The organism is Nitrospirillum guanabarense (assembly GCF_034653355.1).
GTDB lineage: Bacteria > Pseudomonadota > Alphaproteobacteria > Azospirillales > Azospirillaceae > Nitrospirillum.
In genome coordinates this window covers 1182647-1203825 of sequence record NZ_JAYEER010000001.1, presented here as the reverse complement: position 1 = coordinate 1203825, position 21179 = coordinate 1182647, and the positions used below count along the sequence as shown (strand labels likewise).

The window sequence follows — 21179 nt, the reverse complement described above, 5'->3', positions numbered from 1 at the left end:
TACCGCCACGGCATCGGTCCGTAGGCAGCGCCCTCCGATACCGGGCCGTTATCGGACAAGGCATCAATCAGCATTTGATTCCCCATCCACGTTTGCATTGGATGACCGGGCGGCAGACGTCCGGTCCCAAGAGACGTCGCAGGCGGGAGGTGCTTTGTGATCAATAGCCTAGCCAAACGGCGCCTGGAAAAGGGCGAGGTCGTCATCGGCACGTTCGTCAAGTTCGCGTCCGCGAATTTGGTGGAGATGATCGGCCTCGCCGGCTTTGACTTCATCATCATCGATACCGAACACGCGAACTTCACGCATGGCGAGGTCGAGGACCTGATCCGCGCGGCGCAGCTGGTGGGGATGAGCGCCATCGTCCGCACCAGCGATGCCGGCGAGGCCACCATCCTGCACGCCCTGGACAGTGGGGCCAGCGGCGTGCAGGTGCCATCGCTGAGCTCGGCCGCCGAGGCCGCCACGGTCATCCGCCGCGCCAAATACCACCCGTTGGGCGAGCGCGGCTGGGCCCCCGGCTGCCGGGCGGGCGACTACGCCTACACCCCGGCCAAGACCTACATCGAGCAAGCCAATCGCGACACGCTGATCGCCGTCCATGTCGAGAACGCGCGCATGGCCGCCGACATCGACGCGCTGTGCGCCCTGGACCAACTGGACGTCGCCTTCATCGGCACCGGCGATCTCAGCCAGTCCCTGGGCCATCCGGGCGAGCCGGACCATCCCGACGTGGCCAAGGTGGTGGATGAGGTCGTCGCAGCCTGCGCCCGCGCCGGCAAGCACTACGGCGTGGTGGCCAGCAGCCCCGACGGCCTGAAGGCCTGGGTCGGGCGCGGCGCCCGCTACATCGCCTGGCAGTCCGACATGGTCATGTACAAGAACGCGCTGAAGGCGGCGATGGACAAGGTCGCCCCGTTCCGCGTCGGCCGGGAGGAGGTCTGAATGCGGACCCCCCAACTGGATTTGACACGCCTGCTGCAGCCACGCTCGGTCGCCGTGGCGGGCGCCTCGCCCGAGCCCGCGTCGCTGGGCGGCGCCGTTTTGCGCAACATCGCGGGGTCCGGCTTCACCGGGCCGCTGTACCTGGTCAGCCCGACGCGCACCGAGATCAATGGCGTTCCCTGCTTGAAATCGCTGAACGACCTGCCCCACGGCGTCGATGTCGCGGTTCTGAACGTGCCACACAAGGCGGTGCGCGAGGCGATCGGGGCCTGCATCGAACGAGGCGTGGGCGGCGCCGTCGTTTTCGCCGCCGGCTTCGGCGAAGCGGGAGAGGAAGGCCGGCGCGAGCAGGAGGAGATCGCGGCGATGTGCCGGGCCGCTGGCCTGGCGCTGCTGGGCCCCAACTGCCTGGGCTTCGTCAACTACGCCAGCGGCGCGGCGTTGAGCTTTGAATCGCTGGACTTTCGGCCGGTGGCGGGTCCACCGCACGCCGCCGTGGTGGCGCAGAGCGGCGCCATGGCGTCCAACATCCGCTCCGCCCTGCTGGCGCGCGGCGCGCGGATTTCGCACGTGGTCACCACCGGCAATGAGGCGGTCGTCCGCATCGACCATGTCATCCGCCATCTGGTGGACGAAGGCGTGGGCCTGATCGCCGCCTATGTCGAGCAGATCCGCGACCCGGCCGCCTTCCTGGCGGCGGCGCGGGTGGCGCGGGAGGCCGGCCGGCCCATCCTGATGGTCCATCCCGGCGCCAGCGCGTCAGGCCGGGCGGCGGCGCTGTCACATACCGGCGCCATGGTCAGCGACTACGCTGCCATGAAGACGGCGGTGGAAGATGAGGGCGTCGTCCTGGTCGAAACCATGGACGAACTGTTCGACGCCGCCGCCATCCTCTATCGGTTTCCCGAGCCGACACAAGGCAGGGTCGGCGTCATCACCAATTCCGGCGCGGTGCGGGGCCTCGGCCTCGATTTCTGTGAGAAGATCAGCCTGGAGGTGGCGGCCCTGGGTAGGGACACGGCGGACACCTTGCGCCAGCTGCTGCCGCCGCAATGCGAGATCAGCAATCCTCTGGATGTCGGCACCGCCGGCTTCTCCGACGCGTCCGTCTTCGGCAAAACCACCAGCGCCATGCTGGCCGACCCCGCCGTCGGATCCGTCCTGCTGGCCCTGGCCGGCGGCGGCCCCTGGCAGCAGCGCGCGAAGGCGGAGGCCATCGCCCCCGTCGCCCTGACGGCGTCCAAGCCGGTCACCGTCGCCATCCTGGGCGATGAATTGCCGCTGGATCCCGGCTGTGTCGCGCCCTTGCGCGAAACCGGCACGCCGCTGTTCCGTTCACCGGAGCGGGCGCTGCGAGCCTTCCGCGCCGTCAACGGCCGGGCCGTGGCGTATGCGCGGGCCATGGAACGCACAGCGCCGCCGCCCCCGGCGCCGGCGCTGTCGCGGCATGGCCCCCTGCCGGAATATGAGAGCAAGGCCCTGCTTTCGGCCATAGGTATCCCAGTGCCCGAAGGTGCGCTGGTCCAGGACGTCGAGGCCGCCGTCGCGGTAGCCTCGCGCATCACCTACCCCCTGGTCATGAAGCTGCAGGCGACCTGGCTGACCCATAAGAGCGAAGTCGGCGGCGTCATCGTCGGCATCAAGGACGAGGCGGCGCTGCGCGCCGGCTGGCAGCGCCTGACGGACAGCGCGGATCGGGCCAGGGCTGGTGGAGCTATCGACGGCATCCTGATCGAGGAAATGGCGCGGCCGGGCCTGGAACTGGTGATTGGCGGCCGCAACGACCCGGACTGGGGCGCCTTTGTGGTGCTGGGCCTGGGCGGCGTGTGGGTAGAGGCTCTGGACGCCATCGAGATGCTGCCGGCCCACGCCGGCCGTGATCAGATCCTGGAGCGTCTGCGACGGATGCGCGGCGCCAAGTTGCTGGGCGCCTTCCGCGGCCAAGCGCCGCGAGACGTGGAAGCTGTGGCCGACGCCGTCATGGCGCTGGGCACCCTGCTGCGAGCCCATCCCGAAATCAAAGAAGTGGACGTCAACCCCCTGACCGTCTTCGCGGAGGGCGAGGGGGTCATGGCGCTCGATGCATTGTTCATCGCCGACTGAGGAGCATCCCCGTGGAAGCCATGGCATCCGATATGACGAAAATTGAGACGCCCGTTGCCGAAAAGCCCGTCCCGGGCGGCAAGGAAGTGCTGGTCGAGTTCGAGGAGGGCATCGCCTGGGTACAGCTCAACCGGCCGGCCAAGCGCAACGCCATGAGCGTCGGGCTGGCCCATGAGATGAACGAGGTGCTGGACGCGCTGGAAACCGACGACCGCTGCGGCGTCGTCGTCCTGACCGGGGTGGGCGAGGCCTTCTCCGCCGGTATGGACCTAAAGGACTTCTTCCGGGCCACGGACGGGCTATCCGATATCGAGCGCCACCGCGCCTATCGCTCCACGCGAGCCTGGCAATGGCGCACCCTGATGCACTACGCCAAGCCGACCATCGCCATGGTCAACGGCTGGTGCTTCGGCGGCGCGTTCACGCCGCTGATCTGTTGCGACCTGGCCGTCACCGATGAAAAGGCGGTGTTCGGGCTGTCGGAAATCAACTGGGGCGTCATCCCCGGCGGCGTCGTCTCCAAGGCCATCAGCACCGTGATGGGCGACCGCCAGGCGCTGTACTATGTCATGTCGGGCGAGAAGTTCGACGGCGTCAAGGCCGTGGCGCTGGGTCTGGCCAACGAGGCGGTGCCCAAGGAACAGCTGCGGGCCCGGACGGCGGAAATCGCCCGGACGCTGCTGGGCAAGAACCCCACCGTGCTGCGCCAGGCCCGGATGGCCTACAAGTATGCGCGCGAAATGACCTGGGAGCAGGCGTCGGAATACCTGACCGCCAAGGTCGACCAGACCAATTTCGTGGATCCGGAGCGCGGCAAGGAGCAGGGCCTGAAGCAGTTCCTGGACGAGAAGTCCTTCCGCCCCGGCCTGGGCAACTACGTCCGCGCCGAATAACCCGCACGATAAGGGGGCTTTGGTCCGGCGCGATCAGAGACCCCCGGCATGGAAGGGAGCCACGCATGCAAAGGCCAAGCAGCGGCAAGGGAAATGAATTGGCGGCGGTTGTGCCAGCCTTGGTCGAATACACCGACCGCATTCTGTACAACGAGGTGTGGGAGCGGCCGGGCCTGTCCAAGCGCGACCGCAGCCTGGTCACCATCGCCGCCCTGATCTCAATGTACCGGCCGGAGCAGCTGCCGGCCCATCTGGGCCTGGCACTGGACAACGGCCTGACGGTGGAAGAGATCGGCGAGGCCATCAACCACCTGGCCTTTTACGCGTCCTGGCCGTCCGCCATCTCCGCCAGCCGCAAGTTCCTGGAGGTGGTCCAGCAGCGACAGGCTGAAGGCAAGTCATGACGTCGGCGCCCTTCCTTCTCACCATCGGCGGCGAAGGCATGGCCGCCGATGGTGCGTTTCCCGTCATCGATCCCGCCACTGGTGAGCCCTTCGCGACGGCGCCGGACGCCAGCGAGGCGCACCTGGACCTGGCGGTCGCCGCCGCGCGGGCGGCCTTCCTCTCCTGGCGGCAGGTGGATGCGACTGCCCGCCGCACGGCCATGCGCGCCTTCGCCGACGCTATCCGCGCGGAGACGGAGGCGCTGGCCGCCCTGCTGACGCGGGAGCAGGGCAAGCCCCTGGCCGCCGCGCGGCGCGAGGTAGCGGTGGCCGCCGACCGGATCGAGGGGACGGCGGCGCTGGACATCGGCGGCGGCTATCTGCGGGAGGGGCCGCAAGGGCCGGTGCGCCTGGATTACGTCCCCATGGGCGTGGTGGGGGTGATCGCGCCCTGGAACGCGCCGCTGATCCTGGCCATGCAGATGGTGGCCCAGGCCCTGGCCGCCGGCAACGCGGTGGTGGTGAAGCCCTCGCCCTTCACGCCGCTGGCCACGCTGCGCCTGGGGGAAATCGCCGCCCGCATCCTGCCGGCCGGGCTGGTCAACACCCTGTCGGGTGGCGACGCCCTGGGACGGTGGATGACCACCCACCCCGGCATCGATAAGATCGCCTTCATCGGCTCGACCGCCACCGGCAAGAAGGTGATGGCATCCGCCGCCGCGACCCTGAAGCGGGTGTCGCTGGAACTGGGCGGCAACGACGCCGCCATCGTCCTGGACGACGTGGACGTGGCGACGGTCGCCCCCCGTCTGTTCGCCAGCGCCTTCGCCAACAGCGGCCAGATCTGCATGGCGGTGAAACGCGTCTACGCCCAGGCCGCCATCGCCGACGCGCTGGCCGAAGCCCTGGCGGCGGAGGCGCGGCGGGTGCGCCTGGGCAACGGGTTCGAGCCGGACGTCGACCTGGGCCCGGTGCAGAACCGGCCGCAGTTCGACAAGGTGCTAGCCATCCTCCAGGACGCGCGGGCGCGGGGCGGGCGCATCCTGGCCGGGGGGGCGCCCTGGACCGGCCGGGCTATTTCATCGCCCCCACCATCGTCACCGGCCTCGCCGAGGGCGCGCGCCTGGTGGATGAGGAACAGTTCGGGCCGGTGCTGCCCATCCTGGGCTTCGACATCGAGGAAGAAGCGGTGGCGCGGGCCAACGCCACGCGCTTCGGCCTGGGCGCCTCGGTCTGGAGTGGCGACCAGGCCCGCGCCGAGGCCGTCGCCCGGCAGTTGGAAGCCGGCACCGTCTGGATCAACGGCCACGGCGGTGCCACACCCGACCTGCCCTTCGGCGGCTTCAAGGAATCTGGCATCGGGCGGGGCATGGGCGTGGCCGGCTTGCGCTCCTACGCCGAAATCCGGGTGGTCCACGGTGCCGGGACCTAGCGCCGCCTTGGCCGCCGTTGGGGCGCCCGCACGGGCATGGCCGCGATGCGTTCGAACGCCGCCACCTGCTGGTCGGTGTCCAGCACCGGCTCCAGCCCCCTCTCGCGGGCGTGTTGCAGGCGGTCGCGACCACGCGCCAGCAGCGCCTCGTCGAACACATCCCCCCGCCGCGCCAGGGCCTTGACGGTGGCGCGCGGCAGGCGTTCCAGCGCCAGGGCCGTGCGCGCGCAATGGAAGCGGCGGCAGACCGCCGGCCGCCGGTCGTGGATCGAGCAGCCGTTCCCAGCCAGATAGACGCAATGGCCGGTGGCGGGATCGCGCTTCAGGGCGGGCACGACCTGCCCCGGATAGAGCGGGGAAGCAACCAGATCCCAGACATAGGACAGCAGGTTGTCGCCGGCCTCGGGGTGCAGGATCACCTGGTCGCTCTTGCAGCACAGGACGCAGCCGTCGCAGGGGATGACGTTCTGGTCCAGCGATGCCGGTGAACTTAGGTCGTTTGCCGATATCATATCATGTTCGTTCATGTCATATTAGAAGCATGATCGGCCAGGCGTGAACAGAGGATTTTGAGAATGGACCTTTCCGGTCAAGTGGCGATCGTGACGGGCGCCAGTTCCGGCATCGGGGCGGCCGTGGGTCGCAGGCTGGCGGCGGCGGGCATGAAGGTTGCCTTGGTCGCCCGCAGCCTGGACCGGCTGGAGGCGGTCGCGGCCGAGGCGCGGGCCGCCGGTGGCAGCGCCCAGGCCTACGCCGCCGACGTGACGCGGGAAGATCAAGTGGAGAACGTGTTCGCCGCCATCGGCCATGACCTCGGCTCCCCCGACCTGCTGGTGAACAATGCCGGCATCGCCGACAAGACCCCGCTGGAGGAATTGACCCTGGCCCGGTGGCGGGAGGTGCTGGACATCAACCTGACGTCGGCGTTCCTGTGCAGCCGCGCGGCCGTCAGGCTGATGAAACCCCGTCGGCGGGGGCGCATCCTGATGGTCGGCAGCATCTCCGCCTTGACCCCGCGCGAGGACACCGCCGCCTACACCGCGTCGAAATTCGCGCTGGACGGGCTGACGCGCGCCATCGCCTTGGACGGCCGCGGCCACGGCATCACCGCCGGCGTCATCCGCCCGGGCTCGGCCATGACGAACCTGGTTCCCGGGCTGGACCGGCTCAGCCCGGAACAGACCATGCAGCCGGCACATGTGGCCGACCTCATCCACTGCGTCGCGGCGATGCCGGCGGAGATCAACGTCCTGGAATCCGTGATCCTGCCGATAGGACAGCCCTTCCTGGGGCGGGGCTAAGGCGCCGCGAGCCCCCTGGCGAAACAACGGCACCCGAATAGGCAACGTATCACTGCCGGAAGAAGCCTCGCCGCGCATCACAACACCGGGCCACGGGCCGGACGCGGCTGGACTTGGCCGCCGGCACCGAAGTCATGCCGCCCGAAGCCGCTTGACTTCGCTGGGCCGAAGCCGACATCGTCAGGGTTAACACCAGTGGGGCAAGGCAGGCCGAAGCCCGGCTTGGCGCCAGAATCCGCAGGGAAAAGCAGGGAACAGGGGCCACGTGTGTTCCCGGTTGAACGCGCGGGCGCCCTGGTGAAGGCACGTGCGGCAGGTTGGACGGCGACATGCGTTTGAAGGCGCTGGAGGTTTTTGTCGAGTTGGGCGAGGCGGAATCTTTCCGCCAGTTGGCCCGCGCGCACGGGGTGAAGGCCAGCGCCATCAGCCGCCAGATCGAGGCGCTGGAATACCATTTCCGCACGGAGCTTTTCGACCGCAACGCCGAAGGGATCATGCTGACCGAGTCCGGCCGGCTGCTGCTGGGGTATGCGCGCACCATCCTGGCCAACGTGCGCGAGGCGCGCGCGGCGACGGACGAACTGCGGGGGCTGGAGCGCGGCAACGTGACCATCTATGCCGCCGGCGCCCCGGCGGCCGGCATCCTGGCGCGCGTGGTGGCGGATCTGCACGTCCAGTACCCGGGCCTGCTTTTCCACATCGAGACGGCGAGCGCCAGCAACGTGTTCGACGCGGTGGAAAGCGGCAAGGCCGACCTGGGCCTGACCATGTTCTCGCCCGAGACCAGCAAGGTCGAAATCCGCCTGAGCAGCTATGTCGAGCACAAGATCATCGTGGCGCCCGGCCACCCGCTGGCCGGGGAGGAACGGGTGTCGCTGCGCCAGTTGGCCAGCGTGCCGCTGGTGCTGGCGGGGACCAGCCACGGGTCGCGCATGCGGCTGAACCAGCTGGCGCGCGAAGCCCACGTGACGCTGGAACCGGTCTTCGAGAGCAGTTCCGTCGAGGTCCACAAGGAACTGGCCTTACGCAAGGTGGCGGCCCTGGTGCTGCCCGTGATGTGCTGCCAGCGCGAGATTGAGACGGGACAGCTGATCGCGCTGCCCTTTGAGGAGCGCGACGCGATGATCACCACGGTGGACCTTTGCTGTGCCCGCGGCCGGCGCCTGTCCTTCGCCGCGCGCAAGCTGTCCGCCGCCATCGGCCACGCGCTGGAGGGCGCCTGACGCGGGCTTGCCGGAGACGAAGGAAGGGGGCCGGACGCGCCGGCCCCCGCCCCGGCCCCGGTCAGTAGGTGACCGAGAAGCGCACGCCCCAGGTGGCGGGCTTGCCGGCCAGCGCGATGTTATTGCCCGCGACGAAGAAGTTGCGGGTCACGTCGTAACGCTTGTCGAAGATGTTCTTCCCGAAAAGCTTCAGGCTCCAGCGGTCGTCCTTGGGCGCCAGGGTCACGCTGGCGTCGACCAGCGTGTAGCCGGCCACGTTGTAGAGCGAACCGAAGATGGAATTGTAGGTGCTGCGGCTTGAATAGGACATGTCCGTCGTCAGCCCGTAATCACCCAGGTTCCAGAGATAGGAAACCGACCCGTTCGAGGTGAACTTGGGGGCGAACTCGGTCTCGCCGACCCGGTTGGTCGGCACGCCGACATAGATCCCGCCCACCTTCACCGCGGTGCCGATGGTGGAGAACTCGTCGAACGAGCCCTTGGCCAGGGCCAGCAATTCATTGATGCGCAGGTTCTTGATCGGCTCCCAGATGAAGTCGGCCTCGCCACCGTACAGGTGGGACTTCGGCGCGTTGATGATGGAGCCGACCAGGCCCGTCAGCGGGTTGACCACCGCCGACTGCACCTGCTGGTCGCGATAATCATAATAGAAGGCCGAAATATTGAAGCGCAGGTGATATTCCGGCACCGCTAGCTTGTTGCCAATCTCATAGGCAAAGATCGTTTCCGGCTTGAAGGGCGTGGTGGAGGTCTGGGCGACGTTCGAGTTGTAGGCGGTGAAGCCGCCCGATTTGATGCCCCGGCTGAACGAGACGTAGGCCATGTCGTCGTCGGTGAAGCGGTACTGGAGTTCCGCCTTGCCCGACGGTTCCAGGAAATCGGTGTCGCGATAGGGCACGACGTTGCCGGGGTTGGTGACGACGCCGTTGTTGACGTAAAAGGCGCCGAAGTCGCGCAGTTCGCGCTTCTCGTATTCCAGGCGCAGGCCGCCGGTCAGGCTGAGCTTGTCGGTCAGGTCGTAGGTCACCTGGCCGAAGGCGCTGCCCGTGTTCACCGTCTGCCCGTAGGTGACGTTGCGGTCGAAGCCGTTTAGTTCGTAATAGCCGGTGGCGTAGCGGTCGTGCAGGACCTGGTTGGCGTAATACAGGCCCGTCACCCAGTGCCAGTCCTGGTCCCCGGTCGAGGTGAGGCGCAGCTCATTGGCGACCACATTGGCGCGGGTATCGAAATAGACGTCGCCCGTGCTGCGGGGCGAACCGTCGAAATTGTCGTATTCCTGCCGCGTGGCGTGGTCGAAGCTGGCCAGGTCGGTCAGGGTGGCGGACTCGAAGTCCCAGTCGGCCCGCACGCTGGTGCCGACCGTGTCGATGTGGGAGAAGGGCTTGGTGGTGGGCGATATGCCGATTTCCGAGGCGAACTGCGGCGTCGTGCCCCATCCCGTGGCGTCCCGCGCGGTATCGGCCGGGTAAACTGGATACTGGCTGGGATATTTGGCGTTGAGCGCCGTCAGCGGGCTGAGGAGATAGGTGCCCGCCGCGTCGGAGCGATCGCGGCTCCAGTGGAAATTCAGGCCCACACGCAGGTTGGAACCGCTGTCGTAATCCAGCAACGCGCGCAACGCCTGCCTGTCCGCGTCGCCCAGCGCCTCGCCGGTGTCGCGGTTATGCTGCCAGGCGCCCCCTTCCTGCACCTGTCCCGCCACGCGGAAGGCGAGCTTGTTGTTCAACGGGCCGGAGACGAAGGCATCCGACGTGACAGCGTCGAAGCTGCCGTACTGGACCGCGACGCCGGCCGTCATCTCCTTGGTCGGCTTGTTCATGATGTAGTTGATGGCGCCGCCCGTGGTGTTGCGGCCGTAGAGCGTGCCCTGGGGCCCCCGCAGCACCTCGACGCGCGACACGTCGAACATGGCGCCGCTGCTGGCGAAGGGGACGGGGTAGGCCACCTCGTCGACATAGATGCCCACCGCCGGCGCATTGTTGCTGGCATAGTCGTTGAAGCCCACGCCGCGGATCTGGTAGGCGGGCTGGCCGCTGCCGAACTGGGGCGTCACCTGCAGCGACGGCGTCAGGTATTGCAGGTCGTAAACGTTTTGGACGTTGCGGTCGACCAGGTCGCCGCCCGTCATGACGTCGATCGAGGTGCCTACCCGCTGGGCGTTCTCCAGACGGCGGTTGGCCGTCACCAGGATGGTCTGGACGTCGATTTCCTCCAACCCGGCCCCCTTGTCGGCGGCCTGCTCCGCCGCCGGCGCCTGGTCGGCCGCCCGGGCGGCATTGCCCGCCAGGGCCAGCAGCAGCGTCAGCGCCGTGCCGGTGCGCAGCGCCGCCCGGTTCAATCCTCCGCTTCTTCCTTTGCCCGGCGCGCCGCCGCGGAAGTCATCGCGCCCGGGATGGGCGCCCTTATCAAGGACAAGGCTGTTCATCTGTCATCCCCAAACATGAATGGTCATAGGGGGGCTCCCCCTCTCGCAACCAGGGCGCTCCGCTGTTTTCTTGCGGTTTATGCGCCGTACCGACCTGTTCGCATTCATGCTGCTGCAACGCACAATCCGGCGAAAGCACTTTAAGGCGGTCACCCTGTCGCATTTTCCGGGGCACGTCCTCCGGCGGTAACCCCCTGCAATGCCGGCCGATTTGCGCGACACCCTGTCCCGCAGGAGGTGCTAGGCGGCGGCGGGCGGGCACGGCATCCTTCGAACATGGGCCGGTGTCCCTTCGCGGGTGCCCGCGTGGAGGTCGCCCCCAAACCAAACCGGAAGGAGCCCCGCATGGCGGAAAAACGGACAGAGGACGGGCTGGGCAGGGACATGCCGCGGTCGGGTTTGGCGTTGTTGGCGCTGGGCCTGCCGGTCACCCTGCTCTTCGGGTTGACGCTGTGGGCGCCCTTCGCCTCGGTCACGTTCCTGGGCATCCGGGGTTCGATCTGGTGCCTGTTCGCCTGCGCGCCGGCGACCAGCCTGTGCCTTCTGGCCTGCAACCGTCTTTTCGGCACCCAGGGGAAGGGCCAGGGGAAGGGAACGCCATGATCCCGGCCTTCGTCACGATCATCGCCGCCTCCCTGCTGCTGGCGCTGTTTTCCAAGCGCGGGCATGCCCATCAGGGTGCGAAGGAGTTCTTCACCGCCTCCGGCCAGTTCGGCGCCGTCCTGTTCTTTTTCTTGTCGGTGGGGGAAACGTACAGCGTGACCAGCATGCTGGGCTTTCCTGGCGGGGTCTATGCCAAGGGCGGCGACTTCATCACCTGGTTCTTCGGCTACATCCTGCTGGCGGCCCCGGTGCTGTATTGCGTGGGACCGGTCATCTGGCGGGCCGGCGTCCTCTACGGCGCCGCCACGATCCCCGATTTCTTCCGCAGCCATTTCGACAGCCGCGCCCTGGAACTGGTGATGGCCGGCTCCGCCATCCTGCTGCTGGTGCCGGTGGGAACCACGCAGTTCATGGGGCTGAAGATCGTGCTGGCCTCCCTGGGCCTGCCGGTGGCGCCGGTGGTGCTGCTGGCGCTGGCGGGGGGCATGGCCTTCCTCTACGTGGTCATCGCCGGGCTGCGCGCCTCCGCCTTCGTCGCCATCCTGAAGGACGTGCTGATGCTGTCGGCGATCCTGCTGGTCAGCGGCGCGGCCATCGCCCACTGGCACATCGACGGCGGGCAGGCCGACGGTGGGCAGGTCGGTGGCGCGGCGGCATTGGCAGCATCCGTCCCGGCCGGCGGCGACCATAAGGGCCTCGTCTTCGCCCTGTCGACCATGGTGCTGCAGGCGGCGGGCTTCGCCATGATCCCGCAGACCTGGGCCTTCCTGTTCTCCGCCCGCGACCCCGGCGCCATCCGCAGGGCGCAGGTGGTTTCGCCGCTGTACCTGCTGCTTTTCCCCCTGCTGATGTGCGTGGCCTTCTTCGCCCGGTTCCATGGCCTGCAACCGCCGCAGCCGGACTTCGTGTTCATCACCACCGCCCAGGCGCTACTGCCGGAATGGGTGGTGGGCGTGGTACTGGCCACGATCACCCTTTCGGGCCTGGTGCTGCTCAGCAGCGTGTGCCTGGCCATCAGCCCCCTGGTTACCCGCAACATCGTCTCGGGCCTGAACGAGGCCGGGCAGCGGCGCTGGGCCAAGGTCGTCACCGCGCTCTACATCCTGCTGTCCATCATCGGCACCGAGGTGTCGGGCAAATTTATCGTAACCCTCAACAACATCTTCTATTTCGGCATCGCCCAGTCGCTGCCCGCCTTCTTCGCCGCGCTGTTCCTGCCGCGCGTCAGGGCCAGTGCGGTGATCCTGGGCATGGCGGCGGGGTACGCCACCGCCTTCTGGATTTACCTGGCCGCCGTCGACGTGGGCGGCCTCAACGCCGGGCTGGTGGGGCTGGTGCTCAATACCGCCGTCATGCTCACCGCCGCGGCCCTGCATCCGCGCCGGCAGGCTGCCACCCTGCTGACGCGCCTGCGCGCGGCCCCTTCCCTTCCTTCACATGACTAGGATTCTGAGAATGCTTGAAGATGTCGCCGGCGGCCCGCCGCTGCGGAGCAACGAGGCCGACCTGTCCTCCTTCTGGATGCCGTTCACCAACAACCGCTTTTTCAAGAAGAACCCGCGCCTTCTGGCCAGCGCCAGCGGCATGACCTATCGCACGCCCGATGGGGCGGAGATCCTGGACGGCACGGCGGGCCTGTGGTGCGTCAACGCCGGCCACGCCCGGGCGGAGATCGTGGACGCCATCGCCCGGCAGGCCGCCACGCTCGATTTCGCCCCCACGTTCCAGCTGGCCCACCCGCAGGCCTTCGAGCTGGCCAGCCGGCTGTCGGCCATCATGCCGGCCGGGCTGGACCGTATCTTCTTCACCAATTCCGGTTCGGAGTCCGCCGACACCTCGCTCAAGATCGCACTGGCCTATCACCTGGCCCGGGGCCAAGGCGGCCGGAACCGGCTCATCGGCCGCGCGCGCGGGTACCACGGCACCAATTTCGGCGGCATGGCGGTGGGCGGCATCGGTGGCAACCGCAAGGGGTTCCAGACGCAGCTGCCGGGGGTGGACCATCTTTCCCACACGTATCGGCCAGCGGACGCCTTCACCCGTGGCCAGCCGGCCGGCGGCGCCGCGATGGCCGATGAGCTGGAGGCGCTGATCGCCCTGCACGGGGCGCACACCATCGCGGCGGTCATCGTGGAGCCGGTGGCCGGTTCCACCGGCGTGCTGGTGCCGCCAGTCGGCTATCTGGAACGCCTGCGCGAGATCACGCGCGCCCACGGCATCCTGCTGATCTTCGACGAGGTCATCACCGGCTTCGGCCGGGTGGGGGCAGCCACGGCGTCCGAACGGTTCGGGGTCACGCCGGACCTGCTCAACATGGCCAAGGGCATCACCAACGGCACCGTGCCGATGGGCGCGGTCGCCGTCTCGCGCGACGTCCACGACACCATCGTGAACAGTGCCGAGCCGGGCATCGAGCTTTTCCACGGCTATACCTACTCGGCCCATCCCGTGGCCACGGCCGCGGCGCTGGCCACGCTGGAGATCTATGAGCGTGACGGTCTGTTCGCCCACGCCCGCGCGCTGGAAGACCATTGGGAAACGGCCGCCCATTCCCTGCGGGGGGCGCCCCATGTGATCGACGTGCGCAATTTCGGCCTCATGGCGGGCATTGAGTTGGCCCCCCGCCCCGGCGCCCCCGGCGCGCGGGCGATGGAGGTGTTCCACCGCTGCTTCGATGAGGGTGTCCTGGTGCGTGTGACGGGCGACATCATCGCGCTGTCGCCGCCGCTGATCGTCACGCCGGCGCAGATCGCCCGCATCTTCGAGCAGATCGGCAAGGTCCTGGCCGACGTCGCCTGACACTGCAGAGTACCAATGGCCCCGGCGGCAGACCACCGCCGGGGCCAACGATTCGGAACTGCGGGCAATTCAGAACTGAGGGCGATAGCGTTCGATTAGCTCGTCCAGGAACTCCACCACCGCACGCACCCGCGGCTGGTGCTGGTGGTCGACGTGGAACACCAGCCAGTAGCTGCGCTTCACCTCCACCTCCGGCAGCACCCGCACCAGGCGCGCATCGGCCTCGGCCGCGAAGGCGTGCAGCAGCCCCAGCCCCAGCCCCGCGGCCACCGCCCCCTGCTGCGCGGAAATGGACGTGGACCGGAACACCGGCCGGGCATCGGGGATCACCTCGTTGAGGTAGAGCAGCTCGGGATCGTCGATCTTCTCGTCCATGTACCAGACGAAGGGATGCCGGCGCAGCTCCGCCCGGCTGGCGACGGGGCCGTGCTCCGCCAGGTAGTCCGCCGACGAATAGAGACACAGGCGGAAATCCACCAGCCGCCGCGCAAAAACGCGCCCCTTGGGCGGGCGGTTGAGCACGATGGCGATGTCGGCCTCATGATTGGCCAGGCTGACCTGCCGCGGCTCGGGCGCGAGGTCCAGCCGCAGATCCGGATAGCGCCGGTGGAACTCCGCGACGTGCGGGGCCACGATGGCCATGCCGAAGGCCTCCGGGGTGGCGATGCGCACCACGCCCGACGGTGCCGCCCCCGGGGCCCCAGACGCGCCACCGCCGCCTCCATCTCGCTTTCCATACGCTCGGCATGGGGCAGCAGCAGGCGCCCCGCCTCCGTCAATGTCACGCCGCGCGGCGAACGGTCGAACAGCCGCACGTCCAGCGCCGCCTCCAGCGCGCCGAGCCGGCGGGCGATGGTCGTATGATCCACGCCGACCGCCTTGCCGGCCGCGACCAAGCGCCCGCTGCGGGCCACGGCCAGGAATAAGTGCACGTCGTCCCAGTCCGGCATAGGCATATTCGCCCAACAGTTTCTCGATAATGCGCATTTTTCCACATATGCCCGGTCTTTATCCTATCCTCAAGTCGAAAGCCGCCGCTGGCCCTCAGGCGGGGCGGTGATCGACCCGAGTTTCGTCATCCCCACCCTATGTTGAGGCCCCCTCCCGTTCCTCACCTTCTCCCGGCCAACTGAAAGAGACAGCCTGATGACCAACCTCGCCGACCTGACCGCGACCGCCCTGTCCGATGCCTTCGCCGCGGGCGCGCTTTCCCCGGTGGAGGTGATGGAGGCCGTTCTCGACCGGGTGGACAGGCTGGAGCCGCTGCTGCACGCGACCTACGCGCTGGACGGCGACGGCGCGCTGGCGGCCGCGCGGCTTTCGGAGGAGCGGTGGCGGAAGGGGGCGGCGCTGGGTCCGCTGGACGGGCTGCCGGTGACGCTCAAGGAGCTGATCGCCACGCGCGGCGTGCCCAAGCCCATGGGGACGGCCGCTGTGGAGCTCACCCCCCAACCGGAGGACGCGCCCATCACGGCCCGCCTGCGTGAGGCCGGGGCGATCGCCTTCACCAAGACCACCGTGCCCGATTACGGCATGCTTTCCTCCGGGCTTTCCAGCTTTCATCCGCTGACGCGCAACCCATGGGACCTGTCGCGCAACCCCGGCGGGTCCAGCGCCGGGGCGGGTGCCGCGGCGGCGGCGGGTTACGGCCCCCTGCATGTCGGCACGGACATCGGCGGCTCGGTGCGGCTGCCGGCGGGCTGGTGCGGCGTCTTCGGGTTCAAGCCCAACAACGGGCGCATTCCCATCGACCCGCCCTATATGGGCCGTTCCGCCGGCCCCATGACGCGCACAGTGGACGACGCGGCACTGCTGATGACGGTGATCTCCCGCCCCGACGCGCGCGACTTCATGAGCCTGCCGCCCGCCGACCTGCCATGGCGAAACCTGGCGGGCGACGTCCGGGGCCTGCGCTTCGGCCTCATGCTGGACGCGGGATGCGGTTCCCCCACCGAGCCGGAAGTGGCCGAAGCCGTGACGGCGGCGGCCCGCCTGTTCGAGCAGGCCGGGGCGGTGGTGGAGCCGATGGCGCCCTTCGTCACACCGGAGATGTTCGACGGCTTCGACCATTTCTTCCGCATGCGCTTCTGGGCCGAAACCAAGGATCTGCCCCAGGACCGCTACCGGAAGATCCTGCCCTATATCCGGGCCTGGGTGGAACCGGCCGCGGCCTATGACGCGATGACCGTCTACAGCGGCTTCAGCGGCCTGATGGCCATCCGGGAACAGGGCGTACGGGCCAGCCAAGCCTATGACTACATCCTGTCACCCGTGGCGCCCATGCCGGCCTTCGCGGCCGAGCTGCCCAGCCCCAACAACGACCCCGCGCGGCCCTTCGACCACATCGGCTTCACCATGCCCTTCAACATGACCGAGCAACCCGCCAGCTCGATCAACTGCGGCTACACGTCGGCGGGTCTGCCCATCGGCCTGCAGATCGTGGGGCGGCGCTTCGACGACATGGGCGTGCTGCGCGTCTCCCGCTGGTTCGAGGACGCACGAGGGCCCCAGCGCCCCTGGAGCGAATTGTCGGAATTATTGGAAGGTTCTTCGCAGGGGCGCGGGTCGTAAGGACGGCGGCCATCTAATTCTATTGAAATCCGCGGGGTCACTTGATCGCACCGACTACATCTCGGCGCGGGCTATTTCGACATACTTCACCGTCACAACTCAAATTGAACTGCATTCCTGAGGCAGCCCGGGTTGATTGGCGCATCGCAAATCGGCATGTGACCGCCCCCGGATAATAATTTCCTGAAGCGTGTGCACCCCCAGCTTTTCGCGCGCCCGTTCCCGATGCTTCTGGACGGTGCGCGGACTGATGTCGATGAGGCGGGCAATCTCTTTGCTGGTCAGGCCGGCCGCGACATAGCGAACCACCTCCGCCTCGCGCGGCGCCAGGACGTCCCAGGCCAGCGGTGGCGGCGGCACCTGCGGAGCGGTGGTACCCCGGGCGTAGGCGATCAGTTGCGCGGTCGATGTCAGCCCCGCCTTGCGCATGATGTTGGAGCGGTGTTTGCGGATGGTCAGTTCCGAGGCGCCCAGCGTGGCGGCGATCTGCGAACTGGTCAGGCCTTGTCCGGTCAGGTCCAGGACTTGGCGCTCTCGGGCAGTATAGCGGTTCATGATGTGCTGGCTCACGGGTGGGTTGTCATCGCCATGACGCCCCCCGCGCCAACGGCCAACACACCCTGCCAGCGACCGGAAGAATTCTTCCTTCTGTTATCTTTCCGATGATAACGCGTTGAATAATAATAGGAATGTTTCTGACGAACGATGCCCTTGCCCGGAAGGGAAACGGCCCGGGCTTGGGGGAAGCCCGGGCCGCCATCGCGTGCTTTATCGGATCACTTGTTCGGGGCAGTACATGTTTCGTAGCCGGTGTTGATGATTTCCGGATCGGAGGACAGCGGCTCCCCTATCATCTCGCCCCCCAACCCGATTTCCTGGGCGTAGAGAGTAATAGAGCCTACTTCGGCGTATCCACCGTTCTTCTGAGTATCCAAGATGATGACATAGTCCTTCCCAACAATGGGCTCATACTCCGTCAGGTCCTGATAAACTCTCGCACCTTTTTTGAAGGTGATTGTTGGATCCAAAAAGACAAATCTTTTTGCAGTATTTTCATCAAAACGAAATATTATATGGCCAACATTTATCTGAACTCCTAGTCTAAAATTATCCGACGACAGGTTATTATAATACCATACGAGTTGTTTTGTTTTTATATTTTCTTCAATCCTCACAAAAATATCAATCTTTCCAGATGGACAATACTTTGGCGCCATTTCTCATTGCTCCTTCTATTTGGCGAGGGACTGGAGATATCTAACTTCGCGATATCCCATTTGATTTAAAATTTGGGCGCTGGCATCAGCCACCGCCTGGTTTCCGCTGCACCGATTGGCGCGAACCCACGGATCGAGGATGCGGAAATCCTTGCTCGACGGTGCTATGGCTTGCAAAACGCCGACCGCATCATGGCAAGCCTGTCTTGACGCGACGTCCGCACCACGCTTCAAGTCGATTTCAGCACCGGCTAGCAATGTGTTGGCGAGAAGGATGGATCGAAGCTTGTCCTGCCGGTCATGGTCTATCGAGGTCCGGGCAATCGCCGTGGCTTCGTCGATTTTCCGCTTCGCGGCGTCCAGGCTGTTTCCCATCATCAAGGCGGTGCCATGGATGAGCAGTGCTTGGGTTTTCTGATTCTGAAGTTTGGTATCCGTCGGATTGGTGCGGAGCGCCTGACCTATCGTGGCTTCGATGTCCAGAACATCCGACAGGCTGTCGACGGCTATGCTTAGCGTCTGGTGTATGCGAGCTTTTTGCAGATGGATGTCTATCCGGACAGTCTGCCAACGCTGATTTTCCGGCTCCTTGCGTAGGCTTTCCTCAATCTCCTCCCCCGCCCGATCCAGACTGGCGAGCGCCAGCTCCGTCTTGCCTTGAGCTTCGAGGAGAGCGCTTTTCAACCGATTGGCTACCGACAGGCGGAACGACCACACCAGGGCATCCGGTTGCCGGCGCCGTACATCCTCAAGAACCACGCGCTGCTGATCATAAAGGTCGGTCGCCGCCCCCAGCAGGCCCCGCTCGGCCTGCGCATTGGCAAGGAGGGAAAGGGTATTCGCTAAATCCGCCAACAAGGATACGTTGTCCGCACGGATCGCCAAGGCCCGGCGTTTTAGAGCGATCGACGCGTCGAGATTGTCCGCGGCCGTATCCCCGCTGCCTTGACGCAATTGCACAGTGCCAAGACTGCTCAGCGCATAAGAGAGCTCTATCCAGGCATCTGCTTCGTTGGGCTGGAGGTTCATCCGACGCTGGGCGAAGTCCCGGTATTGGGTTACGCGGCGCAGCGCTTCATCCAGGCGCCCCTGGTCCATGGCGATCTGGCCGAACCAAAACGCTGCCGTCCCCCAGATCTTCAACGTTTCCGCATCGACCGCCCCCTCCCGCAAGTTGGCCTGCAGCAAGCTCTCCGCCTGGCCCAAGGCCTTCAGCGCCGCATCGACGTTGCCGCGTGAGCGGTCCACGTCCGCCAGGGTTTGCAGCGCCTTGGCCTGGCGCAGGCGGGCGGCGCTGGGGATGCGGTCGGGGTCGTCGGTGGTGAGGTAGCCCAGCGCCTTCTGCGCCACGCCATCCAGCAGGTCCAGCCGGCCCAGCGGCCGCAGCTTGTCGGCCAGTTCGTCCAGCATGTAGTCGGCCAGATCCTCGGACTCCTGCAGGCGCAGCGCCGCCACCTTTTCCGCCCGGCCGGCGCGCAGGCCCAGGAAGGCGGCGACCAGGGCGATGGCGGCGAAGGCGGCCAGGGCGCCCAGGCGCAGACGCTCGGCCCGCTTGACGTGGCGGGCGGAGGCGGTGACCAGGGCGTTCACGTCGGGGCCCACAGGCACGATGCCCTCGCCCAGCAGGTCGCGCGCCTCCTCCAACGGCTTGCCCCGCCGCAACAGGCGGTCGGGCCGCCGGCCTTCCGCCGCCCATTGCCGGGCCAGCCCTTCCAGTTGGCTGCGGACGCGCAGGGCCTGACGGTGCTCAGCAATCCATGACACGGCGCGGGGCCACTGCCGCAGCAGCGCCTCATGGGCGACGCCGAAGACGGCCTCACCGCCCGACACCCGGCTGACGAACAAGCGCTCGTCCACCAGGGCCTGCACCAGGGCGCGCTCGTCATCGGACCTCAGGTCCGACCAGCGGGCCAACACGCCGCGCACGGCATCGTCAATGGCGCTGAGAGCGACGATGAGGGAGAAGATGCGGGGCAACGCCGCCTGGGCGCCTGGCGACAGACCCTCCAGCGTCGTCTCCGCCCGCCGCCCGATGGCCCCCTCGATGCCGCCCAAGTCGCGATACGCGGCCAGGGTCAGTTCGCGCGTCGGGCTGCGCAACAAGTAGAGTTGCTGCAGGGTGTATTGCAGCAGCGGCAGGGCGTCGGGGCTGTGGGCCGCCGCCTCGCACAGCAAGTCGTCCAGGCGCTCGCGGCCATCCGCGTCCCCGCCGAAGCTGAGGCCGGCGATTTCCGCCGGCAGACGGATCATCTGGCCGATTTCCGCCCGGCTGGGCGGCATCAGGTCGAAATGTCCGCCCGCCGCCTTGGCCTCCATCAACAGCGGTTCGCCCACCACGTCGGGATAGAAATCGTTGCGGCACGCGGCGATGACCATGATTTGGCCGCCCCGGGCCAGCCGATCAAGCGCGGCCAGGAACTGCTGCCGCTGCAAGCCGCTGGCGAAGGCGCTGCTGAACAAGGCCTCCAGCCGGTCGACGAAAAGAACGAAACGGCCATCGGCGGGCGCGGTCCCATCGTTGGCGCCCTGCCCGTCCTCAACCAGGCTCTGGCCCAGTTGCTCGGCGCCGCAGCCCGCGAACAGCGGCCCCCCATCGCCGTCCAGGTCCAGCAAGACGCCGCCCAATGCCGTCAGCAGCGGCACCGCGCCGATGGCGCCCAGGTCTAGGACGGTGGCATCCGCAACGTGGAGCGCCGCCCCCGCGCGCATCAGGGCCGGCAGCAAGCCGGCCTGGACCAATGAAGTCTTGCCGCTGCCGCTGGCCCCGAGGATAAGCACGAAGACCCTGCCGCCTGGCAACTGGCTGGCGAGCACGTCTCGCAGCCGGACGACGGCCGCGTCGCGTCCGAAAAACACCGAGGCGTGGCCCGCGCCGAAGGGCGCCAGGCCGACATAAGGGGATTCCCGGGCCCAGGTTTCCGCCAGCGCATCGGACTCGCGGTGCGGCGCGAAAATGACCGGGGCGATGGTGCGGTAGCCCCGCTTGCGCAGGTTTTCGATATAGCGCGGGGCGTTGGCGCTGTCGCCCAGGGCCCGCCGCAGTTGGGCGACAGCCTTTTGCGCCTGGTTCTCACCGACGGCGACACCGTCCCAGCACAGGTGCAGCAAGTCCTCCGCGCTCAGGATCTTGCCGGCATTCAGGCATAAGGCCACCAGGACATCCAGGGCGCGTGGCTCGACCTGGACTTGCGTCCCCTCATCCTCGCGCCACAGCACGCAGGCTTGCGCATCCACTTGCCAGTCGCCGAATTGAAAGCGCTTAACCCTCACGAGTTGGCCTTTTT

The 21179-nt window shown here is 67.3% G+C and carries 17 protein-coding genes and 2 pseudogenes; 12 read left to right on the top strand and 7 right to left on the bottom strand.

The features are described 5' to 3' along the window. Positions 1-156: 156 nt before the first annotated feature. The 6 genes and pseudogenes from UAA55_RS04945 (at position 157) to UAA55_RS31175 (ending at position 5756) form a co-directional block, all read left to right on the top strand. Positions 157-945, top strand: a complete 789-nt coding sequence (locus UAA55_RS04945; RefSeq protein ID WP_322951546.1) for an HpcH/HpaI aldolase family protein — start codon at positions 157-159, stop codon at positions 943-945. Beyond that, positions 946-3048 carry an acetate--CoA ligase family protein gene (locus tag UAA55_RS04940; protein WP_322951545.1) on the top strand — a complete coding sequence of 701 codons (2103 nt, stop codon included), beginning with the start codon at positions 946-948 and terminating at the stop codon, positions 3046-3048. It begins immediately after the preceding gene. A gap of 32 nt (positions 3049-3080) precedes the next feature. Continuing rightward, a complete protein-coding gene (locus UAA55_RS04935) occupies positions 3081-3941 on the top strand; it encodes a p-hydroxycinnamoyl CoA hydratase/lyase (RefSeq protein WP_322951544.1) in 861 nt (286 codons plus the stop codon). A 65-nt stretch (positions 3942-4006) separates the two neighbouring features. Then, complete coding sequence (locus UAA55_RS04930) at positions 4007-4345, top strand: carboxymuconolactone decarboxylase family protein (protein WP_088875393.1); 339 nt, start codon at positions 4007-4009, stop codon at positions 4343-4345. Continuing rightward, positions 4342-5370 (top strand): annotated as a pseudogene (locus UAA55_RS04925) (aldehyde dehydrogenase family protein); the annotation flags it as partial. The gene UAA55_RS04930 and the pseudogene UAA55_RS04925, both read left to right, overlap by 4 nt. Positions 5371-5384: 14 nt before the next feature. Then, positions 5385-5756, top strand: a complete 372-nt coding sequence (locus tag UAA55_RS31175; protein WP_416235166.1) for an aldehyde dehydrogenase family protein — start codon at positions 5385-5387, stop codon at positions 5754-5756. Here UAA55_RS31175 and UAA55_RS04920 read toward each other — a convergent pair. Beyond that, entirely contained in the window at positions 5753-6268 is a 516-nt protein-coding gene (locus UAA55_RS04920; RefSeq protein ID WP_322951543.1) for a YkgJ family cysteine cluster protein, read from the bottom strand. The two genes, UAA55_RS31175 and UAA55_RS04920, sit on opposite strands and share 4 nt — an antisense overlap. Positions 6269-6331: 63 nt before the next feature. Here UAA55_RS04920 and UAA55_RS04915 point away from each other — a divergent pair, with 63 nt between their 5' ends. Together UAA55_RS04915 and UAA55_RS04910 are read left to right on the top strand one after the other, a co-directional pair. Next, positions 6332-7057, top strand: coding sequence for an SDR family oxidoreductase (locus tag UAA55_RS04915; protein WP_322951542.1), 726 nt, complete (start codon positions 6332-6334; stop codon positions 7055-7057). A gap of 329 nt (positions 7058-7386) precedes the next feature. Next, on the top strand, positions 7387-8280 hold the full coding sequence (locus tag UAA55_RS04910; protein ID WP_322951541.1) for a LysR family transcriptional regulator: 894 nt from the start codon (positions 7387-7389) through the stop codon (positions 8278-8280). Between the two features lie 61 nt (positions 8281-8341). On the opposite strand, the gene UAA55_RS04905 is transcribed toward UAA55_RS04910, so the two are convergent. Further along, positions 8342-10705: a TonB-dependent receptor gene (locus tag UAA55_RS04905; protein WP_322951540.1), complete on the bottom strand. Its 2364-nt coding sequence runs from the start codon at positions 10703-10705 to the stop codon at positions 8342-8344. A gap of 345 nt (positions 10706-11050) precedes the next feature. Here UAA55_RS04905 and UAA55_RS04900 point away from each other — a divergent pair, with 345 nt between their 5' ends. The 3 genes from UAA55_RS04900 to aptA are packed head-to-tail and all read left to right on the top strand — an operon-like array spanning position 11051 to position 14107. Next, a complete protein-coding gene (locus UAA55_RS04900) occupies positions 11051-11308 on the top strand; it encodes a hypothetical protein (RefSeq protein WP_322951539.1) in 258 nt (85 codons plus the stop codon). Further along, positions 11305-12753 (top strand): sodium:solute symporter family protein, encoded by a 1449-nt coding sequence (locus tag UAA55_RS04895; protein WP_322951538.1) that lies wholly within the window; start codon positions 11305-11307, stop codon positions 12751-12753. The genes UAA55_RS04900 and UAA55_RS04895 overlap by 4 nt, the downstream gene beginning before the upstream one ends. 10 nt (positions 12754-12763) lie before the next feature. Next, on the top strand, positions 12764-14107 hold the full coding sequence (gene aptA, locus UAA55_RS04890) for an omega-aminotransferase AptA (protein ID WP_322951536.1): 1344 nt from the start codon (positions 12764-12766) through the stop codon (positions 14105-14107). Between the two features lie 69 nt (positions 14108-14176). Here aptA and UAA55_RS04885 read toward each other — a convergent pair whose 3' ends face one another. Continuing rightward, positions 14177-14782, bottom strand: a complete 606-nt coding sequence (locus tag UAA55_RS04885) for a LysR substrate-binding domain-containing protein (RefSeq protein ID WP_322951534.1) — start codon at positions 14780-14782, stop codon at positions 14177-14179. A 98-nt stretch (positions 14783-14880) separates the two neighbouring features. Next, a pseudogene (locus tag UAA55_RS31170) lies at positions 14881-15057 on the bottom strand (helix-turn-helix domain-containing protein); the annotation flags it as partial. A 196-nt stretch (positions 15058-15253) separates the two neighbouring features. Between UAA55_RS31170 and UAA55_RS04880 the strand changes: the two are divergent. Then, entirely contained in the window at positions 15254-16678 is a 1425-nt protein-coding gene (locus UAA55_RS04880; RefSeq protein ID WP_322951533.1) for an amidase, read from the top strand. Positions 16679-16777: 99 nt separating this feature from the next. Here UAA55_RS04880 and UAA55_RS04875 read toward each other — a convergent pair whose 3' ends face one another. The 3 genes from UAA55_RS04875 to UAA55_RS04865 form a co-directional block, all read right to left on the bottom strand. After that, positions 16778-17248 carry a response regulator transcription factor gene (locus tag UAA55_RS04875; RefSeq protein ID WP_322951532.1) on the bottom strand — a complete coding sequence of 157 codons (471 nt, stop codon included), beginning with the start codon at positions 17246-17248 and terminating at the stop codon, positions 16778-16780. A gap of 206 nt (positions 17249-17454) precedes the next feature. Next, positions 17455-17895: a hypothetical protein gene (locus tag UAA55_RS04870; RefSeq protein WP_322951531.1), complete on the bottom strand. Its 441-nt coding sequence runs from the start codon at positions 17893-17895 to the stop codon at positions 17455-17457. 15 nt (positions 17896-17910) lie between these two features. After that, positions 17911-21165 carry an nSTAND1 domain-containing NTPase gene (locus tag UAA55_RS04865; protein WP_322951530.1) on the bottom strand — a complete coding sequence of 1085 codons (3255 nt, stop codon included), beginning with the start codon at positions 21163-21165 and terminating at the stop codon, positions 17911-17913. Positions 21166-21179 lie beyond the last annotated feature (14 nt).

Bases quoted from the DNA above. Each gene is read 5' to 3' on its own strand.
- UAA55_RS04935 (WP_322951544.1), top strand. From the start codon at position 3,081: ATGACGAAAATTGAGACGCCCGTTGCCGAAAAGCCCGTCCCGGGCGGC.
- UAA55_RS04895 (WP_322951538.1), top strand. From the start codon at position 11,305: ATGATCCCGGCCTTCGTCACGATCATCGCCGCCTCCCTGCTGCTGGCG.
- UAA55_RS04880 (WP_322951533.1), top strand. From the start codon at position 15,254: ATGACCAACCTCGCCGACCTGACCGCGACCGCCCTGTCCGATGCCTTC.
- UAA55_RS04905 (WP_322951540.1), bottom strand. From the start codon at position 10,705: ATGAACAGCCTTGTCCTTGATAAGGGCGCCCATCCCGGGCGCGATGAC.
- UAA55_RS04930 (WP_088875393.1), top strand. From the start codon at position 4,007: ATGCAAAGGCCAAGCAGCGGCAAGGGAAATGAATTGGCGGCGGTTGTG.
- UAA55_RS04915 (WP_322951542.1), top strand. From the start codon at position 6,332: ATGGACCTTTCCGGTCAAGTGGCGATCGTGACGGGCGCCAGTTCCGGC.
- UAA55_RS04870 (WP_322951531.1), bottom strand. From the start codon at position 17,895: ATGGCGCCAAAGTATTGTCCATCTGGAAAGATTGATATTTTTGTGAGG.
- UAA55_RS04910 (WP_322951541.1), top strand. From the start codon at position 7,387: ATGCGTTTGAAGGCGCTGGAGGTTTTTGTCGAGTTGGGCGAGGCGGAA.
- aptA (WP_322951536.1), top strand. From the start codon at position 12,764: ATGCTTGAAGATGTCGCCGGCGGCCCGCCGCTGCGGAGCAACGAGGCC.
- UAA55_RS04900 (WP_322951539.1), top strand. From the start codon at position 11,051: ATGGCGGAAAAACGGACAGAGGACGGGCTGGGCAGGGACATGCCGCGG.
- UAA55_RS04920 (WP_322951543.1), bottom strand. From the start codon at position 6,268: ATGATATCGGCAAACGACCTAAGTTCACCGGCATCGCTGGACCAGAAC.
- UAA55_RS04940 (WP_322951545.1), top strand. From the start codon at position 946: ATGCGGACCCCCCAACTGGATTTGACACGCCTGCTGCAGCCACGCTCG.